The sequence below is a fragment of the Niallia sp. FSL W8-0954 genome (assembly GCF_038005605.1).
GTDB lineage: Bacteria > Bacillota > Bacilli > Bacillales > Cytobacillaceae > Niallia > Niallia circulans_A.
The window spans coordinates 3756238-3775592 of sequence record NZ_JBBOTN010000001.1; the positions used below are offsets into that span (position 1 = coordinate 3756238).

Here is a 19355-nt window from a genome sequence, read left to right on the forward strand (position 1 = left end):
CAGGAGTACAATAAAATGAAAAATATACGTGAAGGATTAATCCCTACTGTTCTTGGAACAGCCGTTACAACTGCCGGCATTGCCATGAAGAAAAATCGTAAAGTCGATTCCATGATTTCCAATACAGTCTTTGGATTTGGACTAGCACATGTCGTCTTAGGAACAATTGATCTAATCGAACACCGTAATAAGTTTTAGTATTAAACAAAACATCTTAAAGTTCTGCACACTTTAAAGACTTGATATCCAAACAGGATCTTTTTTCCTTTTGTGATTTCAAGTCTTTTTCTTATTCATAAATTCCCTTGATAAGGAATAGTATATAAGAAATAAGATTATGCATGAAAGGAATGGCTACTATGTACCACGCTCGATATTATCATCGTAAAATCCCTACTTTAGCAGCATTCCACCCATATCTTCATTATCCTCTCTATTTTCGAGAACTCCCAGAAGCGAATCCTTCTAAACTCATCGACTCTGCTAAGGATACCCTATCTTTATTGCCTGATGTAGAAACCTGTTTAAAAAAGTTAGCTAACTCTCCTGACTTTTCCAAAAATCTCATGAATGCCGCTCAATTATCTAAAACGGAAACAGTAGAGCAATTAATTAAGTCAATTGGTGTAAAAGAAACCCCTACAGTAGCCTATACTCCTGATGGGATCACATTAAATTTCGACCATAAAAATAAACCACCCTATTGCTGCTTCTTATCTGTTCAATTGAGATGGCGTTAGCATTTTTAAATTGTTCATAAAAGATTATTTCAGGCGGTATATCATACTGCCTGAAATAATCCGATAAAGAATAAGTGAATTTTATTTTTCTTAAATGCTTTGTGTCAAGATTATAATCCTTGCAAGCATTGCTATATAATGAATTGTACCTTTTGCCAAAAACAGCTATTCTTTCATCCAGCTGATGAATTTTTTAGTAATAAGGATACGGTCCATATGGTCCCGGAACAAACGGAGCTGGACCATATGGAACAGGGCCGTATGGGACAGGACCATAAAATGGTCTTGGTCTAACTAAAGCTCCTCCTATTACTCCTCCTAATAAACCACCCACAAAGGGTGCTGCAAACCAGGCTCTTGAATCTTGTTGTGGATATTGATACTGATAAGGGTATCCATACATTCTTCAACATTACCTCCACTCTCATTTTAGACTTATTTCTCTTCTCTATTTTCTATGCGAATGTCCCTCTTTTGGACTGGGCTATCGCCTTATATAGCTAAATTTTTAGAAATAATAGAATAAATGCTTTTTTGTTGATAAAAAAAGCAGGATAGGCATAGGTAATTCCATTAATTTATTCACGCTTAGGTCATTGCTTGTCTATACTATATGGAATAGATGTCGCAGGAGGAATGGTAAAGAAAATGAATTCACTTTTTGATTTCACGAATAAGACGGCAATTATCTCAGGGGGAAGTCGAGGGTTAGGAGAACAAATGGCTAAAACACTAGGTGAAGCTGGAGCTAATATTGTCATTTGTTCCAGAAACTTAGAACAGTGTACAAAAACTGCTGCTAAATTACAAGATAAAGGGATAAAGGTATTAGCCCTTCCATGCGATGTATCCAAAAAAGAGGATATAGACCATGTTATTAGTCAAACAATCGCCAAATTCCAAACAATAGATATCTTAATTAATAACAGCGGAACTTCCTGGATGGCACCTTTTCTTGATTATCCCGAAGAGAAATGGGATAAAGTACTGGATGTTAATCTCAAAGGCTCATTTTTATTTTCACAGGCAGCTGCAAAAAAAATGGTAGAACAAAAAAAGGGAAAAATAATTAATATTTCTTCTGTTACTGCATTTAACGGAACTCCGCCACACTTATTAGATGCAATCGCGTATAACACTAGTAAAGGGGCACTCATTACATTAACCAAAGAATTAGCTATTAAGTTAGCTCGATATAATATCCAAGTAAATGCGATTGCGCCAGGATTTTTCCCTACAAGTATTACGACTAGCTTAGAAGATTATAAAAAACAAATTACTGCTGGAATTCCAGCAAGGCGCTTAGGGGAATTAAGTGATTTAGATGGAATTATTCTGCTCTTGGCTGGAGAATCTTCCAATTATATCACTGGACAGACAATTGCCATTGATGGTGGACTTTCCTCCAGTTTATAAAAAAGTGAGTCTTTAAATAGACTTTAGGATGTTCACTAAAAAAGAAAAGAAAGAGGGATAGGAAAATGGCACACGTTACAATCGATTTTTATGAGTTATTAAAGAAAGGTGGAACATTATTACAATATCAGTTAAATAACCGTATTAAAAAAAGCTTAAATCAAATGTCCATCATTGATTTCACGACTTCAAAAACAAATCCATTAACAAACAAAATAGATCGAATTCAAACCTATACAGAGCAATTAAGTAATTATATGAATCTACCTACTAAAACAGACCTTGCAAATGCAACCCAATTAATTCTTCAATCAGAAGAAAAAATCGATAATCTTGATGATCAGTTATTTGAATTAACGACAATGATGAAAGAAGTCAAACAATTAATAGAACAACTAAACATGAATCCTTCTGATGATTACTCTAATCAATTAACAACTATTATTACTGAACAAGAACAACGTATTTCCACACTTCAAAATGAATTGACACAAGCAAAACAACAATTGGATTCACAAAAAGACGAACTCAGCTTTTCTACTTTTTCCAATCAGGCGATATAATATGGCAAAAAAAAGTATAGCTAAATTTATTCATACCTTATCGTACGATCCTGCCGTTGGACAGTCAGAAAAATATGCCATCTGGAAAAAAAACAAAGCAACTTTATGGTATTACCCTTCTAAAGAAAGAAAATATAAAGAGTCGATTTTCCTTATTTATTCGATCGTAAATAAACCATATATTCTTGATTTAGGTCCCTCCATGAGTTTAATTGAGGCATTTAATAACGCAGGGTATGATACGTATTTAATTGATTTTGGAATCCCTGCATATGAAGATCGTCATTTAACCATTGATGATTATATAACAAAGTATATTCAACCAGGTTTTAAACGAGCGATGCGACATGCTAATTCCGATTCCTTTACTGTCATTGGTTTTTGTTTAGGAGGAACACTTGCCAGCATATTTGCCGCATTAGATAATCGTTATATTAAAAACTTAATTCTTGCCGTGTCTCCAATTAATTTTTCCGATTTTCCGGACTATGATAAGTGGCTGAATGCCCTTCGCGAAAATGAACTGCACCTTGAGGAATTAATCGATAAAATGGGAATTGTTCCTCCTGAATCGGTTAAATATGGCACTAGGTTACTTGTTGCTCCCCTGTCATTCAGTCATTATTTAGCACTTTTGAATCGTTCTGGCGAAGATAAATACTCGGAAAAATGGGCAAGAATGAACAAATGGACACTTGATCATATCCCTGTAGCTGGTGCAACATTTAAACAACTTATGAATGACTATGTCAGGGACAATAAGATGATTGAGGGTGGATTAACAATCAACGGGGAAGAGGTTGATTTGGCGAACATTCACTCTAATTTACTCGTATTTTCCACCAAGAATGATCCACTTGTTCCAAGTTCTCTCTGCGAACCAATTATGGATCTTGTTTCAAGTCAAGATAAATCCTTTGTTTTATTTGAGGGCGGGCATGCTGGTCTCGTTGCGAGTTCCCATATGCCAGAACCAATGGAAAAGTGGCTGCAAGCTCACAGCACCCCCTTATAAAAAATTACAGACCCCATCAAATTAATAAAATGGGGTCTGTAATTTTTTATATTATATTTTAATAAAACTTTCTACTTTGTACTTTCAAATCTTTCCACAAACAATGCTAAAGTTCTAGTCATAGCACCTGTTCCACCTGGCTGACCTAAATCAGTAGGATTACTTTGTGTAGATGTTCCAGCAATATCTAAATGTACCCACGGCGTTTCCTCTGCAAATTCGCCGATAAAGGCACCACCCATAATTGCATGACCAGCGGCACCTGGTGAATTATTTAAATCTGCAATCGGACTATTGCGCACTAATTTCTTATGACTCTCGAAAATAGGTAGTCTCCACATTTGTTCCCCTGCTTCATAGGAAGCTTCTAACACCTGTTCAAATAAAGATTCATTATTTGTCATTGCACCAGTCGTTTCCATTCCTAAAGCGGTAATTACTCCACCTGTAAGGGTTGCGACATCTACAAGGTAGTCAGCGCCATGATGTTTTGCGTAAGTTATTGCATCTGCTAAAACTAAGCGACCTTCTGCATCTGTATTTAATACCTCAATTGTTTTTCCACTCATCGATGTGATAACATCATCTGGTTTAAACGCATTACCACTTATCATATTATCAGTAGATGGAATAACAGCAACGACATTTTGTTCTGGTCTCAATTCTCCAATAATCTCCATTGCTCCAAGAACTGCTGCCGCACCGCCCATATCCGTTTTCATACCGACAATACCTGTTTTTGGCTTAATAGAATAGCCACCTGTATCAAACGTAATCCCTTTTCCGACTAAGCCGATGACATCTTCCCAGTTATCTTTTCCTTGGTATTTCAGCACAATCATTTTAGGAGGCTCTGTAGAACCTTGGTTCACAGCAAGCAATGCACCCATACCAAGCTTTAACATATCTTCTCTCTCTAATATTTCTGCCTCAAAGCCATATTTTTCTGCTAATTCTAGTGCATAATTAGCTAGATCTGCCGCTTTTAACATATTTCCTGGCAGATTAACTAGCGTACGTGCAGAATTTGTCGCCTGACCGTATACATACCCTACTGTTAACGATGACATAACTTCCTCTTCCTCTGTATGGCTATAAACCGTAATTTCTGTAATCTTTTTTTCTGGTTCATTTGATTTTTGTTTATAACCGGGAAACTCATAGGTAGCAAGACCAAACGCTTCACTGCATGCATGGGCAACATCTTGTGCATCATTTTCCTCTGATATAAAGGAATCTAAGTATACAGCTGTTTCCACCCACTTTTCACTAGTAATACGTTTGAAAGTTGCTCCAAAGATTGCTTTTAACTCATCAAAGGAAAGTTCTTTCTTTTTTCCTAATCCAACAAAAATAATTCTTTTTGCTCCAATTTTTCCAAAAGTATGTATCACCGTAACTGACTTTTTCTTTGCTGAAATATCTCCATCTTTTACTAAACTGGTTAATTCTCCTTCAAACTGTTCGTCTAGTAATTGCAGCTGACCTTCTAATTTAATAGACTTATCAAATAATCCAATAATAATACTTTCATGATTATTTTGAAAATCCCATTCTTTCTGATATGAAAACATAATCAATTCCTCCATTCTATTTCTTCTTCTATTATAACGAATTTATTTATCATTTCGTATATCTAATTAAATTTACATCATTCAATTCTAAATGATAAAGCTGCATTCCTAAAGATGAGCTATAATTTATTTTGAAAAACAACTTTCTTATAATAGATACCAAAATATAAAAAGTTTTTTCGAATTTAAGTAGAAAGCTCGATATTTGGTTATGTTATAATAAGATAAGTGGAAAAGCAAAGTGAGCATTGAAAATTGCTCTCGCCCATTTAAAAATGAATCGCATTTTGTTTTTCCATGGCTTTGAAAGCAAATAACACAGAATAAAATTCATTTTTACCCTATATCTAACTCCACTGTCTACCTCCTTATTTCCATTAATTCTCCTTATATGAAAGATTAATAATGCGTTAAATAAGGTATACATACTAAAAGTACATATTTTTCACAGAATGATGAGGTGTTTTTATGGAACTACTAGCTAACTTTCCTTTACTTGCAAGTTTGGCTGCAATCTTTTTTGCGCAATTTGTCAAAGTGCCAATCACTTATTTTGTTACGAAAAAAATTGACTGGTCTTTGTTAACAAGTACAGGAGGAATGCCAAGTTCTCACTCAGCAGCTGTAACTGCTCTGTCTACTGGTGTGGCTCTGCAAACAGGCTTTGATTCACCGATCTTTGCGGTTGCTGCTATTTTTGCGATAATCACAATGTTTGATGCTACAGGTGTTAGAAGACAGGCAGGAGAACAAGCAATTGTTTTAAATCGCTTAGTAAACGATTTTAATAAGTTTTTAAATGATGCAAAAGGGTGGCAAAACAAACCAGAACAGGAAAAAAGAAAAGAATTAAAGGAATTGTTAGGACATAAACCGATAGAAGTATTTTTTGGTGGACTAACCGGAATTGTATTGACGCTTGTTTTACATATGCTAATTTATTAACCTTCCCTTTATGAATAAATCCAAATAAAAACTGCTTAAGCTATTCAAAAGCAGTTATATTTATTCTAAAAAAAGAAGGATATCCTAAAAATCAACTAACAGTTTTTTGTTAGGACTTTGATTTTAGGATATCCTTTTTACTTGTTAATTAAGTATGTAATTATTTGTTTTCTGCTTTTGTATACTGTTGACGGAATACTTGCATAGATTCTTCTTCATTTAATGCACTTAACGTTTCTTCTGTTAGTTTGCCTTTACCCATTTCCACTATGTATACATCTATTGTTTTCTTGCCCCATTGACTATATACATCTTGTACGGTTTCATAGTATAAATCTAATCTATTGCCATTAATGGCTGAACCAGTATCGGCGACAACCCCAAATCCATAATCAGGGATAAAAAGAATAGTTCCAATTGGAAATACACTAGTATCAGCAGCAATGGTACTATATAAATCTCTTTTTACTTTTACGCCTGAATAGGTAATACCGAATTGTGGATGGCCTGGGTTCTTGCCAGTTGACTCATATCCAGCTGTATAGCCTGTTGCGATCACTCGTTTTGTCGGATATTGTGACCAATCTTTCATATTTTCTAGTGAAGGTGGTTTACCTGCAACCTCTTTACTGGATGAAATTTGTGTTTTTTCCACCAATGCCTTTTTAAAGCTTTTTAATGCTACACTCATTTGCTTTATTGTATGATCAATATGATCTGGATTCTTACTTACCTGAGCATGTTCGTTAGTACCTAAATTTATCGAACTCGCCTTAACACCTGAAATCGATTGGAACGTGGTTAGTAGTGCTGCCATAAAAAGTAGAACCATTCCTACTCTTCTAAAAAACTTTTTATAAAAATTCATATTTTTCACTCCTCCCAAAACTATTCATTTCCCATATTCAAAGAATTTATTCATAAAAAGGTAAAAACCAGAACTTTCCCCCTAGTAAAATACCAAAAAAATGCAAAAAAACATCGATTAAAAGCTTCTAATCGATAATTTTTACATTATTTTCCGAATTATACTATTACCAATAAAAGTTAAAAATTGAAAATTTTATATTTTTTAAAATTTATGAGTAGGATGGTGGCCTAGATATCTTTCAAAATTGGAAGATTTAAAAAGTGAGAAATCATAATCATTATGATATGATAGCTTGTAGAATTGATCTTTATTAGGAGGGTTTAGGAAAATTGGAAGAAAATCAAACCATTTATGATATTACTGTTATCGGTGGTGGACCTGTAGGCATGTTCACTGCTTTTTATGGAGGGATGAGACAAGCAACCGTTAAAATTATTGAGAGTCTCCCTACCCTTGGCGGTCAGCTTACAGCACTTTATCCCGAAAAATATATATATGACATTGCTGGATTTCCAAAAATTCGTGCTCAAGAGTTAGTCGATAATTTAGAAGAGCAAATGAAAAAATTTGAACAGTCTATCGTACTAGAACAAGCTGTTCAAACAGTGGAGAAACAAGGTGATGGTATATTCAAAATTACTACTGATAAAGAAGTCCATTACTCCAAAACTATTATTATTACAGCTGGAAACGGAGCTTTCCAACCTCGTCAATTAGAGTTGGAGCAAGCGAAAGAATATGAAGGAAAAAATCTTCATTACTTTATCAATGACTTAAATCAGTTTGCAGGGAAAAGGGTAATGGTATTTGGTGGTGGAGATTCTGCTGTTGACTGGGCATTAATGCTAGAGCCTATTGCGGATACTGTTTATTTAGCACATAGACGTGATAAATTCCGTGCCCATGAGCATAGTGTAGAAAACCTTAAAAATTCAAAAGTAAACATCAAAACTCCTTATATTCCTTCAGAGTTAGTAGGAGATGAGGAAATCAAACAAGTGATTCTTGAAAATGTAACAACACAAGAAAAAGAAATTATTGATGTAGATGCAGTTATTGTAAACTATGGATTTGTTTCTTCTTTAGGCCCAATTAAAGAATGGGGCTTTGAGATTCAAAAGAACTCTATTGTTGTTAACAGCAAAATGGAGACAAATATTCCAGGTATCTATGCAGCTGGAGACATATGCACATATGATGGAAAAGTGAAATTAATAGCGACAGGATTCGGAGAAGCCCCTACAGCTGTCAATAATGCTAAAACATATATGGATCCAAAAGCTCGCGTACAGCCTCTTCACAGTACTTCTTTGTTTAAATAGACGTTTCTAAAGACTAATGATAATCTTTTGTTTTCTTTAAATGTTTTGAAAAACAACTGATTACATTCAGTCTTTTTTTAATGAAACAAAAACACCGCTGCGTCAGGAAGACCAATAAGGTGTTCATGACGCAGCGGTATTCAAATTTTAAACCTTGTTCTTAACACTCTTCTGGTGTTCCAGCCACTTTCGCTGTACGGAAAGAAGACCCGCAGCCACATGAGGCAATCGCATTAGGATTGTCGATGGTGAATCCGCCGCCCATTAGGGATTGCTTGTAATCAATTTTTGTTCCTTTTAAAATAGGACCATCGTTTTGATCAACTAACACACGAATGCCATATTGCTCAAAAAGTTGATCGTTTTCTTCTTTATCTGGTGAGAAGCCCATTCCATAAGATAAACCACTGCAGCCTCCACCTTTTACGGCAACTCTTAAATAGGAACCTTCTTCATCGTTCGCCTTCATCATTTCTTTTATTTGAAGAGCAGCGGCTTCTGTTATGTGTACAATTTCTTCTGTCACTGTTCATTCTCCTTTCGTCCTATTATTACTTCTTATTATATTATATACCGCTAATCAAAACTACTCAACTAAAGGGATCTGTGTAAAAGATGGGAACAAAACAGGTCTATTTGACAATCTGTACTAACATTCTTCAAGTATTTTTCGATTAGAACATTACTATCGTTTGCTGTTCCCACTTTAAAGAGATTTCTTAACATAATATAGACTTTTCACCTATCTGTAAAATTTTTATAGGGAATATTACTCACAATAAGGTATAATAAAATATATAAACATCTAGCCTTTTTACCTAACAACAAAGGGAGTGAGAAATTTGAACAAAATCGAACCGTTATTTGATAAGCAATGTACCTGTTTGCTTTGTCAAACTAAATTTACAACAAAAAAATTACGTTCAAGATTTGTCAAATTGAAACATTTAGATACAGATTTCTTTCCTGTCTATGCTGAGCATAATCCACTCCTTTATTATATAAATGTCTGCCCTGCTTGCGGGTTTTCTTTTAGTGATGATACGGTTTCTTATTTTTCTCCAGAAAGTAAAAAGATACTAATCGAAAAAGTATGTTCCCACTGGATTCCACATTCCTTTGGAGAAGAACGTAACATAGAGGATAGTATTAAAACGTATAAATTAGCTGCTTATTGCGCTTCTTTACGGAAGGATAAGCATATTATCCTTGCAGGACTCCACCTACGGATTGCATGGCATTATCGTATGTTAAATAATCAAGAACAAGAGAAGCGTTTTATATCCCTTGCATTAGCAGAATATGAAACTTCCTATTCTGTTGGTGACTATCAGGGAACTCCTGTTTCAGAATTAAGAACCATTTATTTAATAGCAGATCTTTCCAAGCGGACTGATAATCTTGAAAAAGCTACAAAATTTTATTCAAAAGTAATTGAGCAGCAGAGTAGAACAGTGGAAACACAAATTGTAAAGCTAGCTAAAGAAAGCTGGCAGGAATTAAGAGACAGTCAAAAAACCTTCATCTAAAAACCGCTTATATCAGTGAATAAAATTTTTTATCACACTGATATAAGCGGTTTTATGATGGATTCTCCTTCAAATGCTGATAGATATTTTCAACAAGCTCTTTTGTATCTTTCCCTTTTACTACTTCACCATCTATCAACGCAAATAACGAATCCCCGCATTGCCCACAATAACTCAAACAACCATAGTCAATCACATCTAAAGAATCATCCTGTTCAAGGCATTCTTTCGCTTCATATGCGCCTGATGCTAGGTTACTCGCACAAAATTCAATTAGCGGTTTAAACAAACACCTCACCTCCCTCTGAATTATACAGGTTTTTCTTGGTGGTGAACGCAAAAATTGTCTAATCTCATACTTCCTTTCTTATCTGTAAAGGGGAAAGTCATTTTCCTTCTATAATGAAGAATAAACAATCCTAACCTTTTAATATACTCTAAAAGGAGAAGATCCAAATTTACGAACTAATTTTTAAAGAATAGATATTCTCATGAGTACACTAAGGGGGAAAAAATGAAAAAATTAATAATATTAGGCGGCGGTTATGGTGGTATGCGTGTTTTATCCTCTATCATACCTCATTTACCATATAACTTTATGGTCATATTAATAGATAAGGTCCCATTTCATTTTCTAAAAACCGAATATTATGCTCTTGCAGCTGGCACTGTACTGGATAAAAGCCTACAAATCCCTTTTCCTAAACACCCTCAAGTAAGCATGATACAAGCAGAAGTGGAAAAAATTGATTTGGAAAACAATAAAGTTTGGTTGGCGGGGAGAAATCCGATCGATTATGATGATTTGATTATTGGACTTGGCTGTGAGGATAATTATCACCAAGTCGAGGGAGCTAAAGAAAACACTCATAGTATTCAAACCATCAATAAATCTAAACGAACACATAAGCATCTCCATAGCTTGCCTCAAGGGGCAAAGGTAGCGATTATTGGCGGCGGCTTAAGCGGTGTTGAATTAGCAGCAGAATTAGCTGAAAGTAGCAGCCTGCAAATAACACTATTGGATCGTGGAAATACCATATTATCTTCTTATCCTAAAAAAGTAAGAAACTATGTAGAACGATGGTTTACAGATAAAAAGGTTAATCTTATCAAAAATAGCAACATTATTTGTATAAAAAAAAATACAGTTTATAATCATGGAAGCCCCCACCATTATGACTGTATTATTTGGACAGCTGGCATTCAACCAAATAAAATTGTGCGAGAACTTGACGTGGAAAAAGATAAAAAAGGACGCATTATCTTATCCAAGCATCACCATCTTCCTGATAATGAGCATGTTTTCGTAGTTGGTGATTGCGCAAGCCTTTCTCATCCCCCCAGTGCACAGCTTGCAGAAGGACAGGCAGAACAAATTGCTTTTGTTTTAATATCTCGATGGCAAGGAAAAGTACTACCCAATTATATGCCGCCAATCAAGCTGAAAGGAGTCTTAGGATCATTAGGGAAAAAAGCCGGTTTCGGCCTTATTGCCAAGACTGCTTTAACAGGAAGAATTCCACGCTTAATTAAACATGGAGTGTTATGGAAAGATAAAAATAATAAAAATAAAATTAATCACTAGTAAAAGAAAATGAGCATGTCATAAATATTCCAGCTTTAGATAACGCCGGACAACAGAAAACTACCAATAACATTTCCTATTGATTTTGTATGGATAACAAGAGTTATAGTTATCCTTCTAGACTGAATATACTTCCTATTCGATCGATAGTGATGTGTATTCAGTCTACTCCCTTATTACTTAAGGAATGAATACACTTTAACCATTAAGCACTAGTATAGCCGTATTTCTCAAATTCCGCATAAATTTTCTTCAACTTCGGATTACCTTCGCCTACAATCTCTCCCTCAATTACTACTACTGGATAGAATAAATCTTCCTCTATAATTTTCTGACAGAATTTATTTTTATCTTCCGTATACTTTGCTTGAAAAATATCATAATATTTAATCTGAAAAGTCTGCTCTGGAAATTTTCTACTTAATGCAGCTTGGAGCCATTCATATGTGTCCTTAGAAGATGGCAGGTTAACACAGCTTGCACAAATTTGTTCTGCACCATAAATACTAACTTCAATTTCCTTTTTCAAATAAACTCTCCTCCATTGGATAGACAAGCTTGCCTATCCTTTATTTTTCCATAATTATAGGGTTTTTATTATATATCCATTTTTTGTTTATTTAATTCGTGTTTCTTGATTATAGATTTTTCATCCTAATGTGATTATAATAAATAATAGGAAAGGAGTCGATATGTATGCAAGAAGTGGAAATGAAAGAACAAGTACAAGAAGTACTAGATAAATTACGTCCATTCCTTTTAAGAGATGGTGGAGACTGTGAATTAGTGGATGTAGAGGATGGCATTGTAAAACTACGCTTGTTAGGTGCTTGCGGAAGCTGCCCAAGTTCTACTATTACTTTAAAAGCTGGTATTGAACGTGCGTTATTAGAGGAAGTACCAGGCGTTTATGAAGTGGAACAAGTATTTTAATTTTTTATGAGAAAATACAGAAAGAGGATGCAATCGCATCCTCTTTCTTTTTTATTTAACTTCTGTTGCAAGTGCTCCGGAGCAAGTACTCCCTTTCTTGTCTATTTCCAAGGGGAGGAAACGCATATCAGGTAATTTCACTGCTAATCCATCTATTAACGTATTCATTTTTCCAGGTTCTACAAAACATAACACTGTCGGTCCCGCTCCACTTAAAGCCACTCCATAAGCACCTAGATCGCAAGCATGTTCTTCCATGAGCTCTAAGTGCGGTACTAACTCTTTCCGATATGGCTGATGATACTTGTCTTTTTTCATCATTTTTCCTGCAAGTTTCCTATTGCCTGTAAGCAGTGCTGCAACTAATAGATTAGATACTGCACCTGCTGAAACAGCTTCAGCAAAAGAAAGAGAGTTCGGTAAAACTCCTCGTGAAGACTTTGTTAATAGCTCTTCTTCTGGAATCACTGCTAGTACTTCCAAGTCTATCGAATGAATAATTTCTGCATCTACTTCTTCTCCTAATTGACAACCAACAACTAATCCTCCAAAAATACTCGCCCCAACATTATCTGGATGCCCCTCCATTTTGGAGGCAATTGCAAATTTCTGTTGTTTAGTCAGTTGTAAATTACCGACTTGATCTGCTAGTTCAATTCCTGCCACAATAGCGGAGGCACTAGATCCTAGTCCTCTTGCTAAAGGAATATTACTATCCACTTTTATTTGACATGGAGGAAGAATAGTATGAAATGATTCCGCCACCTCGATCGCTGTTTTAATAATGAAATTACTTTCATCACTAGGAAATTCCTTCAATTCCTCTGTTAACGGAATAACCTCCCAACAGTCACTTTGAACAACTTCCAATGATAAATATAAATTTAATGCTAGTCCTATACTATCAAAGCCTGGCCCGAGATTAGCAGTACTCGCTGGGACTTTAATTAGCAGCATCTCTCCTTCGTTCATATATGAACGACTCCCTTAATGTGATTAGCTACTGCTTTTTCATCATTAGGCAGTACTACTGGCTTAATTGGACTTACATCGATCGCTGTATTCGGATCTTTCAAGCCATTTCCTGTAAGAATCGCTACTATTCTACTTCCTTTAGGAATTTTTCCATTTTGAATATGCTTATAAACACCGGCAATCGATGCACAAGAGCCTGGCTCAGCAAATACCCCTTCTTTTGCAGCAATTGTACGATATGCAGCAATAATCTCTTCATCTGTTACTTCATCAATAATTCCCTTGGACTCTTCTTGTGCTTGAACAGCCAGCTTCCAGCTAGCAGGGTTACCAATTCGAATGGCAGTAGCAATTGTTTCTGGATTCTCAAATACGCGATTATGAACAATCGCTGCTGCTCCAGCTGCCTCAAAGCCGTGGATTTTTGGTAGTCCAGTCTGCTTTTTTTCGTGATATTCTTTAAAGCCTTTCCAATATGCACTAATATTTCCGGCATTACCAACAGGAATTGCCAATATATCTGGCGCTTCTCCTAATTGGTCACAGACTTCAAAAGCAGCTGTTTTTTGTCCTTCTAAACGATACGGATTCACTGAATTAACCAGTGCAACGGGTTCTGTTTCACTAATTTTTCGTACCATTTGTAATGCTTGATCGAAATTCCCTTCAATCGCAATAATCTCAGCACCATACATAACGGCTTGTGCCAATTTTCCCATCGCAATTTTTCCTTCTGGTATAACGACAATACAGCGCATCCCTGCACGTGTAGCATAGGCAGCAGCTGCAGCTGACGTATTTCCTGTAGAGGCACAAATAACGGTTGAGTTTCCCTCTTCCTTTGCTTTAGCTACAGCCATGACCATTCCTCTATCTTTAAAGGAGCCAGTTGGATTAGTTCCTTCCGTTTTGACAAATAGCTCGACGCCCCATTCCTCAGACAACTTTTCCAGCTTAATTAAAGGAGTGTTTCCTTCATTTAGTGTTAACATTGGTGTCGATTCATTTATTGGTAAATATTCTTTATATTCTTCTAAAAGACCCTTCCATCTCATTACTTTGTTCCTCCTTCAACTCGATAAGAACTTTTAACTGTTCGAACAGATGATAAGTCCCTTAATTCTAATAAAATATTCTCATAGTTTAATAAAGACGCATGGTGTGTTACTAAAACTATTTCTGCCAATCCTTTTTCCTTTACTGGTAACTGGAGGATTTTCTCAAAGCTGACTCCATGCTGGGAGAAGATGGATGTAATTTCTGCAAATACTCCAACCTCATCCACTACTTGCAGACGTAAGAAATATTTAGAAAACATTTCGTCTGGCTCTTTTAGCTTCTTTTTAAATTGTGGAGCAATTGCACCTTTTCCATTAACGCCCAAGCGCATATTTTTCAGAACATTAACTAGATCCGATACAACGGCTGTTGCAGTTGGTAAGCTTCCGGCACCAGGACCATAAAACATCGTTTCTCCTACCGCTTCTCCATATACATACACAGCATTATACTCATTATTAACAGCTGCCAATGGATGGCTGTCGACAATAAAAGTAGGCTGGACACTAACTTCTACTTTTTCTTCCTGCCTTTGAGCAATGCCAATGAGTTTCATTGTATATCCTAACTGCTTTCCATACTGTATATCGTCATCTGTTACATTCGTTATGCCTTGTACCTTTACATCTTCCAAGCCAATATTCATTGAAAAGCCTAATGTTGCCAAAATAGTCATTTTTCTTGCTGCATCCAGCCCTTCGACATCAGAAGTGGGATCACTTTCCGCAAAACCTAATGCTTGCGCTTCTAATAGAACATCCTCATACGTTCTTTGCTGTTGACTCATCTTTGTTAAAATAAAATTAGTTGTCCCGTTCACAATTCCCATTAATTTAATGATACGGTCAGAAGCTAACCCGTCTACTAAACCTCTTAGAATAGGAATTCCTCCAGCAACACTTGCCTCATAAAATAAATCACAATTATTTTGGGAAGCAGCTTGCAATAGCTCTGCTCCATGTACTGCCATTAAATCCTTGTTTGCCGTTACTACTTGTTTTTTATTTTTTAAGGCTTTTAGCAGGATGTTCCTTGTCTCTTCAATCCCACCCATTACTTCTATTACCACATCTATTTCAGGATCATCTAATATATCATTAGCCTCAACTGTTAAATGAATATCATCTGTAATCTCTACTTCTCGTTCTTTCTTTACATTCTTGACGAGAATTTTTTTTACCTTCACTGGACAGCCGACTTGATGCATAATTTTATCTTGATGATTGTCAATAATTTTTACAACGCCCGATCCAACAGTTCCTAATCCGAGTAGTCCAATTGAGATTGCCTCCATCTGTTTACCTCCCGCTGATGTTCTTTTTACGAGAACAACTGTCTTTATATAGTAGACATTATAGTGTTTGATTCCTTTTTTTACAAGGGGTGTTTAAACATTCTTTTAAAATTTTTATGAATAAGAATGCTTCTCCCTTTTAAAAAGAATAACTGTGCTCGTTTACTTAATGAATCCATTATATAGGAAGAAGCTATAATTCCAAAAGGAAAATTATAAATTTTATGTATATTTAGATTTTTCAAGAAGTGAATCAACAAAGCGCTCGTCGCTCACTCCATGGAAAACATACTGTATTCAATAAAAAAACCTAACAATATACGAAATTCCCATGAATATCTCCATATAATTGTTAGGATTTTTCTTTGTTTTGAACACTTATATCCTGACTATTTATGCTTTCCGCTCTAAACCAATTATTCACAACCAGGAAACAATTGGGATTTTCAATGTTTTAACTGCCACTTCTGTGTTGTCAAAAAATTCTTTCAAAAATATTTCTAAATCTCTCGATTGACTAAGCATTTTCTTTAACCGTTCTTCTAGAAATAGACGGTCTGCCTCCTGTATAGCAGAATAATAATTTTCGATACATTCCACATAATGAATGGGAAATAACAGCCTTGCATATATTAATCTCCATGCAAAAGAACTTAGAGGCATAACGCTTTGATACTCCTCATAAAACGTCTTCACTTCTCGATGATATGTTTTGATATTTCGAAAATATCGATCTCTTGTCCATTCAGCAAGATCTCTTCCACAATGATCAAATACCCAATCAAATGGATTTTTAATATAATATTCCCCTGCCCATGTGTCTTTTGTAAAACGGTTATAACAAATCGTTCCGCTATCTACAGCAGTTGGATCATCATCTAGCTCTGTATCGACAAGATACTGAATGGCATTTTCAGCAATTCCCATATAATATGGAAAAGATTCTAAAAATAATTGATCGAATTCACTTTCTGGCTGTTTATATAACATACTGTTCCAAAAACCCTCCAATTGTCCCAACCTTTGTTCCCACATGCTCTTCCACTGCCCCATTCTACTTATTTTTTGGACACCAAATGGTACAGTTCTGCCTCTAAAATGAAACTTCCCCAGTTTCCTCCCTAATTTCCGAGACTGAAAGGGACGTAGTCGATCATTCAAAAGCACACAATAAAGTTGCTCATTCATTTCAGTATGTTTGTTTCCTTCTTTTGACTCTAATAACATGCTGACATGTTTATCTCCAATCTGATAGATATGTGCAGCAATTTGATCTCTTTCTGTTAGCTCTTCTTCCTCTATATTACCAACTGGAACAATGGTATAAAGTTTTCCTTTGCTTATACAAGCTTCATAATGACCGACTCTTGTTTCTTCTTCTACATCAATTCCATACTTTGTCGATAAAATTTTCTTAATCAATGACTTTTTCCTCCTCGTTTTTCTCTCTGTTAGAAGTATATGAGAAGGAATGTTAAAACTTGTTAAGAGGATTCAATTAATGAATTGCCCCAATTATGGAAACAATAGCTGTTAGGAACATTTAGCAGCCATCATGCATATAATAATAAACACTGTGAATACATAGTGAATAATTAAAGAAAAGGTGAAGTTCATGTCATTAAAGGACCTAACAGAAAAAACAGCCAGAAAGTGGTTACATGAACGTGGAGTCGATATAGAAGACATAGCGAAGCTTGTTTATCTCTTACAAGAGAAATATCATAAAGATTTACAAATGGAGGACTGTATTCATAATGTTGAACGTGTTCTTTCGAAAAGAGAGGTTCAAAATGCCGTTATCACAGGGATACAATTAGATGTACTCGCCGAAAAAAAACTACTGGAATCTCCCCTTCAAGAAATTGTCGAAACAGATGAAGGGCTTTATGGGGTAGATGAAGTGCTTGCTTTTTCGATTGTAAACGTGTATGGTTCCATCGGATTTACTAATTATGGCTATGTAGATAAATTGAAACCAGGCATTTTACAAAGGTTAAATGATAAGAGTACTGGTGAATGTCATACCTTTTTAGATGATATTGTCGGTGCTATTGCAGCAGCAGCTTCAAGTAGACTAGCTCACCGTGCTAAAGGGGAAGAATAAGTCACCATGTAAAAAAGGACCTTTCCCACGCTTTAAACAGTGGTGAATCGTCCTCTTTTTATGTCCTTATTTTTTATTTTTTTATATCCCAGTCACTTAAGCTGTCGACCGTATAGGTTGGCTTGACAGAATAGCCGCTTAGTTGCTCTTTCGTTGTAACTCCTGTATGCACGAGAAGCGTATCCATCTTTGCATTAATGCCTGCCATAATATCCGTTTGATAATTATCGCCAACCATCAAAACATCCTCCTTCGGCAAGTCCAATAATTTGATTGCTTGATTCACAATAATTGATTCTGGTTTACCAACAACAACAGGCTGCTGCTGAGTACTTACCGAAATGACAGAAGTTAAGGCACCATTTCCAGGTAATAATCCTCGCTCACTTGGCAAAGCCGTATCTCCATTTGTAATGACAAATTGTGAGCCATTTCGGACTGCTAAGCATGCTACTGTAAGTTTTTCATAGGTAATCTGTTGATCAAGTCCAGCGACTACATAATCAACATTTTCTGAATCCTCAGCTAACTTCAAGTCTTTTTCTTCTAGTGCTTGCTGAAGTCCTTTTTCCCCAATCATAAACACATTTGCTCCAGGGGATTTTTCAGCAATATAATTGGCAGAAGCCATAGCGGAAGTAAATACTTCACTCGCTTTTGCCGGTATTTGAAACTCCCGTAGCTTTTGTGCCACTTGTTCTGGTGTTTTTGTTGAATTATTGGTCACATATAAATAGGGAATTTGTGCAGCAATCAATCGCTTAACAAATTCAGCTGCCTCTTCAATTACCTCTGTTCCCCGATACATGGTTCCATCTAAATCTATTAAATATCCTTTATACGCTTTCATTTAGAAAAATCCTTTCCATGCTATGTATTAATTCAGGAACTATTTTAAAAAGCACGTTGTTTTTTCTAAGTATGAAACTTATTCATTATTTGATCAAAAACAATTCCTTTAAAAATCATCTAATTTCTAAATGCAGAAACAGGTCCTAACTCATGAATTAAATATTCTTTTACAGATGGGGCAAAGGCTTTTATAGAGAGCAGCTTCGCTTCAAATACTGCAATCAATCCCTTATGATCAATATTGGTATACTGATGTACAAGCTGTTTGCGCCAAAGAATGAGTTCCTTTATGTCATTTCCTATTTCCATAGTAATCACTTTTTCATCAATAAGTATATCAACAATATCGTCATAACTGCCCGGATCTCTCATAATAAAACCATCAATCATACTATTTCCAACATCCAAGATGACTTCAATCATCATATGTGTCAATCTTTCAAGTGCCACTTTCTCAAGAAATGTATTCCACGTTTCTTGCGTTTCAAACTGATTAATGAGCTCGTGGTAATAGTTTAACTGTTCTTCTATTTTTTCTCGGTCCACAAAATACATATTCCCTAACTCCTTCC

At 35.6% G+C, this 19355-nt stretch carries 23 protein-coding genes; 11 read left to right on the plus strand and 12 right to left on the minus strand.

Annotated elements, in window-relative coordinates:
- Positions 1–15 precede the first annotated feature (15 nt).
- Together NX902_RS18575 and NX902_RS18580 are read left to right on the plus strand one after the other, a co-directional pair.
- A complete protein-coding gene (locus NX902_RS18575; protein WP_095330548.1) occupies positions 16–198 on the plus strand; it encodes an asparagine synthase in 183 nt (60 codons plus the stop codon).
- A gap of 152 nt (positions 199–350) precedes the next feature.
- Positions 351–740, plus strand: coding sequence for a hypothetical protein (locus NX902_RS18580; RefSeq protein WP_164464112.1), 390 nt, complete (start codon positions 351–353; stop codon positions 738–740).
- Between the two features lie 193 nt (positions 741–933).
- Here the strand turns inward: NX902_RS18580 and NX902_RS18585 are convergent, their stop codons facing one another.
- Entirely contained in the window at positions 934–1143 is a 210-nt protein-coding gene (locus tag NX902_RS18585; RefSeq protein WP_341160893.1) for a hypothetical protein, read from the minus strand.
- Positions 1144–1388: 245 nt separating this feature from the next.
- On the opposite strand from NX902_RS18585, the gene NX902_RS18590 reads away from it, so the two are divergent.
- From NX902_RS18590 to NX902_RS18600, 3 genes are all read left to right on the plus strand, one after another.
- Positions 1389–2156: a glucose 1-dehydrogenase gene (locus NX902_RS18590; protein ID WP_095330531.1), complete on the plus strand. Its 768-nt coding sequence runs from the start codon at positions 1389–1391 to the stop codon at positions 2154–2156.
- A gap of 65 nt (positions 2157–2221) precedes the next feature.
- The gene (locus tag NX902_RS18595; protein ID WP_095330529.1) at positions 2222–2719 is read left to right on the plus strand and encodes a hypothetical protein; all 498 of its coding nucleotides are present in this window, start codon (positions 2222–2224) and stop codon (positions 2717–2719) included.
- A gap of 1 nt (position 2720) precedes the next feature.
- Positions 2721–3734, plus strand: coding sequence for an alpha/beta fold hydrolase (locus NX902_RS18600; RefSeq protein WP_095330527.1), 1014 nt, complete (start codon positions 2721–2723; stop codon positions 3732–3734).
- Positions 3735–3805: 71 nt separating this feature from the next.
- Here NX902_RS18600 and NX902_RS18605 read toward each other — a convergent pair whose 3' ends face one another.
- A complete protein-coding gene (locus NX902_RS18605; RefSeq protein ID WP_341160894.1) occupies positions 3806–5308 on the minus strand; it encodes a leucyl aminopeptidase in 1503 nt (500 codons plus the stop codon).
- Between the two features lie 468 nt (positions 5309–5776).
- On the opposite strand from NX902_RS18605, the gene NX902_RS18610 reads away from it, so the two are divergent.
- The gene (locus NX902_RS18610; RefSeq protein WP_123258127.1) at positions 5777–6253 is read left to right on the plus strand and encodes a divergent PAP2 family protein; all 477 of its coding nucleotides are present in this window, start codon (positions 5777–5779) and stop codon (positions 6251–6253) included.
- Positions 6254–6413: 160 nt separating this feature from the next.
- Here the strand turns inward: NX902_RS18610 and NX902_RS18615 are convergent, their stop codons facing one another.
- Entirely contained in the window at positions 6414–7121 is a 708-nt protein-coding gene (locus tag NX902_RS18615) for a 3D domain-containing protein (protein ID WP_172860236.1), read from the minus strand.
- Between the two features lie 332 nt (positions 7122–7453).
- Between NX902_RS18615 and NX902_RS18620 the strand changes: the two genes are divergently transcribed.
- Positions 7454–8446: an NAD(P)/FAD-dependent oxidoreductase gene (locus NX902_RS18620; RefSeq protein WP_341160895.1), complete on the plus strand. Its 993-nt coding sequence runs from the start codon at positions 7454–7456 to the stop codon at positions 8444–8446.
- A gap of 160 nt (positions 8447–8606) precedes the next feature.
- Here the strand turns inward: NX902_RS18620 and NX902_RS18625 are convergent, their stop codons facing one another.
- Positions 8607–8972 carry a HesB/IscA family protein gene (locus tag NX902_RS18625; protein ID WP_082138323.1) on the minus strand — a complete coding sequence of 122 codons (366 nt, stop codon included), beginning with the start codon at positions 8970–8972 and terminating at the stop codon, positions 8607–8609.
- 307 nt (positions 8973–9279) lie between these two features.
- On the opposite strand from NX902_RS18625, the gene NX902_RS18630 reads away from it, so the two are divergent.
- Entirely contained in the window at positions 9280–9975 is a 696-nt protein-coding gene (locus NX902_RS18630; protein ID WP_338134284.1) for a DUF2225 domain-containing protein, read from the plus strand.
- Positions 9976–10027: 52 nt separating this feature from the next.
- Here the strand turns inward: NX902_RS18630 and NX902_RS18635 are convergent, their stop codons facing one another.
- Positions 10028–10264, minus strand: a complete 237-nt coding sequence (locus NX902_RS18635; protein WP_095330512.1) for a DUF1450 domain-containing protein — start codon at positions 10262–10264, stop codon at positions 10028–10030.
- A 225-nt stretch (positions 10265–10489) separates the two neighbouring features.
- Here NX902_RS18635 and NX902_RS18640 point away from each other — a divergent pair, with 225 nt between their 5' ends.
- Positions 10490–11563 (plus strand): NAD(P)/FAD-dependent oxidoreductase, encoded by a 1074-nt coding sequence (locus tag NX902_RS18640; RefSeq protein WP_341160896.1) that lies wholly within the window; start codon positions 10490–10492, stop codon positions 11561–11563.
- Between the two features lie 205 nt (positions 11564–11768).
- Here the strand turns inward: NX902_RS18640 and NX902_RS18645 are convergent, their stop codons facing one another.
- Positions 11769–12092, minus strand: a complete 324-nt coding sequence (locus NX902_RS18645; protein WP_163187791.1) for a YuzD family protein — start codon at positions 12090–12092, stop codon at positions 11769–11771.
- A gap of 167 nt (positions 12093–12259) precedes the next feature.
- Between NX902_RS18645 and NX902_RS18650 the strand changes: the two genes are divergently transcribed.
- Positions 12260–12496, plus strand: a complete 237-nt coding sequence (locus tag NX902_RS18650; protein ID WP_047942238.1) for a NifU family protein — start codon at positions 12260–12262, stop codon at positions 12494–12496.
- A 51-nt stretch (positions 12497–12547) separates the two neighbouring features.
- Here NX902_RS18650 and thrB read toward each other — a convergent pair whose 3' ends face one another.
- The 4 genes from thrB to yutH form a co-directional block, all read right to left on the minus strand.
- Positions 12548–13468 (minus strand): homoserine kinase, encoded by a 921-nt coding sequence (gene thrB, locus NX902_RS18655; RefSeq protein WP_341160897.1) that lies wholly within the window; start codon positions 13466–13468, stop codon positions 12548–12550.
- Positions 13465–14526, minus strand: a complete 1062-nt coding sequence (thrC, locus tag NX902_RS18660; RefSeq protein ID WP_123260648.1) for a threonine synthase — start codon at positions 14524–14526, stop codon at positions 13465–13467. The genes thrB and thrC overlap by 4 nt, the downstream gene beginning before the upstream one ends.
- Complete coding sequence (locus NX902_RS18665) at positions 14526–15824, minus strand: homoserine dehydrogenase (RefSeq protein ID WP_341160898.1); 1299 nt, start codon at positions 15822–15824, stop codon at positions 14526–14528. Before NX902_RS18665 ends, thrC begins: the two co-directional genes overlap by 1 nt.
- Positions 15825–16244: 420 nt before the next feature.
- Positions 16245–17246, minus strand: a complete 1002-nt coding sequence (yutH, locus tag NX902_RS18670; RefSeq protein WP_123260647.1) for a spore coat putative kinase YutH — start codon at positions 17244–17246, stop codon at positions 16245–16247.
- A 193-nt stretch (positions 17247–17439) separates the two neighbouring features.
- Here yutH and NX902_RS18675 point away from each other — a divergent pair, with 193 nt between their 5' ends.
- Complete coding sequence (locus tag NX902_RS18675; protein WP_095330506.1) at positions 17440–17931, plus strand: phosphatidylglycerophosphatase A family protein; 492 nt, start codon at positions 17440–17442, stop codon at positions 17929–17931.
- A 73-nt stretch (positions 17932–18004) separates the two neighbouring features.
- Here NX902_RS18675 and NX902_RS18680 read toward each other — a convergent pair whose 3' ends face one another.
- Positions 18005–18781: a TIGR01457 family HAD-type hydrolase gene (locus tag NX902_RS18680; protein WP_341160899.1), complete on the minus strand. Its 777-nt coding sequence runs from the start codon at positions 18779–18781 to the stop codon at positions 18005–18007.
- Between the two features lie 119 nt (positions 18782–18900).
- Positions 18901–19338, minus strand: coding sequence for a DUF86 domain-containing protein (locus NX902_RS18685; protein ID WP_095330504.1), 438 nt, complete (start codon positions 19336–19338; stop codon positions 18901–18903).
- Positions 19339–19355: the final 17 nt, after the last annotated feature.